Source organism: Chamaesiphon sp. OTE_20_metabat_361 (assembly GCF_031364565.1).
The window spans coordinates 1-1614 of sequence record NZ_JANLWO010000587.1 but is presented as its reverse complement, the minus strand read 5'-3'; the positions used below and the strand labels follow the sequence as shown (position 1 = coordinate 1614).

General features: G+C 49.3%; 2 protein-coding genes and 1 pseudogene. All 3 read right to left on the bottom strand.

Translation table 11 applies throughout. The features are described 5' to 3' along the window. Nucleotides 1-111: pseudogene (locus RMO35_RS16955) on the bottom strand (c-type cytochrome biogenesis protein CcsB); the annotation flags it as partial. A 91-nt stretch (nucleotides 112-202) separates the two neighbouring features. Further along, nucleotides 203-412 (bottom strand): hypothetical protein, encoded by a 210-nt coding sequence (locus RMO35_RS16950; protein WP_309742495.1) that lies wholly within the window; start codon nucleotides 410-412, stop codon nucleotides 203-205. A 330-nt stretch (nucleotides 413-742) separates the two neighbouring features. Next, the coding region (locus RMO35_RS16945) for a mechanosensitive ion channel (RefSeq protein ID WP_309742494.1) at nucleotides 743-1614 on the bottom strand (872 nt) is incomplete at its 5' end.

Here is a 1614-nt window from a genome sequence, read left to right as displayed (position 1 = left end):
TAAAAATGGCAGGGTGGGGAAAGCGGCACCGACCCAATAGACGAGCATGGTTGCTAGTAAGATCCCAAAGGAGAGGTTGTCCAGTTGATTCTGGAGTGATACTAAGTTCATGTTGTAGCTAGATAAAGGTTTTAGATAAATTGATTAGTGGGTGTTTGGGATGATTTATATTTCCGATGCCCTAAAGCCTCAAGCCTAACCCTCAGTCTTGCCAATCGGGAATCACCCACACTGGCGGCGCTGAGAGCTTTTTGAGCCGAGCTGCTTCGGCGATCTCATGCATTTTGTCTAAAGAAGTTTCGTTGATAAATTTGGCAGCCGATTCTAGATGAGCTTGGTTTTGACAGCGATCGGGTCGAACACAGCCGTTAATGCAAACTTCATCACATTTAATAATCGTATTAGTTTCCACGTCTCAAAGAAATTTTGAACCTCATCAAATATTTTAGCCCAACTAGATCGGGGTGAGGGGGTGGGATCTCCCCGGCTAAACAAAAAGTCAGGAACCAACCTTTAAGGTTAGTTCCTGACTTTGGTTGTTGACTGCTGGCAATAAGAGGATGTCTGAAAAGTCTAATTGCTTCGTTTGCAGTGAGTAAATCCCCCTAAATCCCCCTTAAAAAGGGGGACTAAGAGTCCAGTTCCCCCCTTGAAAAGGGGAGTTAGGGGGGATTCTCTAGGGTTTAAGCTTAGCAGAGTTGAGTTTTCAGATCCTCTAAGCGACAGTCAAAGTATTAACCCTCTAACGTTTATCGCGGAAGCCTGTCAACCAATCCCGGAGTTGTTCGGACGCCACATCGCGACCGCCCAAACCGAATGAGATCGCCATTGCCACGGCGATCGCACCTAGCAATAGACCGAATGCTAAGTTAACGATACTCGCCGCAATTCCCATCTGCTGGAGTGCCATCGCACCGACAAAGACGATAATTGCCAAGCGAGCGACCTGTCCGAGGATTTGGGATTGGTGTGTACCCGAGCTGCTGACGACTCTTTGCGCCAAGTTGGCTAGATATAGACCGATCGCAAACACGACGATTCCAGATAAAACTTGTCCGGAGATCAACAGCAAGCCATTAACTAGCTGGGTGAGCGAATCAATCCCTAAGACGCCAGTAGCAGCGACAGCGGCAACCAACATCACCCCAATCCGGGCGACTAATCCGGCTATTTCCGAAGGTGTCTGCTTGCGAGTACTGGGGACGATCTCGCTGCGAGTCACTGGTGTCCCTGATGGTGGTACGCTCAGGGGACTAGCTGTCGTCGAATCATGTAAAGAATTGAGTCCCAACGCCCGGAAGATATTGTTGAAACCCAATCCATTGAGGAGATTGGTAACTAGCTCGCCGATGAACTGACTGACAACATAAGCCACGGCTAAAATCGCCGCTGCGGTCAGAATTTGGGGGATGATATCCAATACTCGTTGGAGCATGGAAGTGGCAGGGCCAGAGATCGCTGGGATCTGGAGCGCATCGAGAGCGGCGACTGCCGTCGGAATCAACACCATCAGGTAGACAACAGTGCCCAATAAACCCGAGAGGGATTGACCGGGAGCGGCTCTATTTAAGCCAATTTTGGTAGCTAATCTCTCAGTTCCAGCCGCCGCTAGTA